General features: G+C 60.7%; 1 pseudogene. It reads right to left on the bottom strand.

Annotated elements, in window-relative coordinates:
* Nucleotides 1-410, bottom strand: a pseudogene (locus AC0T7J_RS25455) (hypothetical protein); the annotation flags it as partial.

Raw genomic sequence — 410 nt, forward strand, 5'->3', positions numbered from 1 at the left:
GGCCTTCGCTGAACAGCGTATTGAGCATGCCGAACAACAGCGCCGCATCGCCGCCCGGGCGGACGAAAACGTGTTGATTGGCCATCGCTGCGGTTTCGCTGCGGCGCGGATCGACTACCACCACTTTGCCGCCGCGCGCCTGAATCGCCCTCAGGCGCTTCTCGACGTCCGGCACGGTCATGATGCTGCCGTTGGACGCCAGCGAATTGCCGACGGGGATCAGCATGAAGTCGGTGTGGTCGATATCGGGAATCGGCAACAGCAAACCGTGGCCGTACATCAGGTAGCTGCTGAGGTGGTGCGGCAGTTGATCGACCGACGTTGCCGAGTAGCGATTACGCGTTTTCAGCAAACCAAGGAAGTAATTGCTGTGGGTCATCAGGCCGTAGTTGTGCACGCTCGGATTGCCC

The sequence above is a fragment of the Pantoea sp. E956-1 genome, from assembly GCF_982223955.1.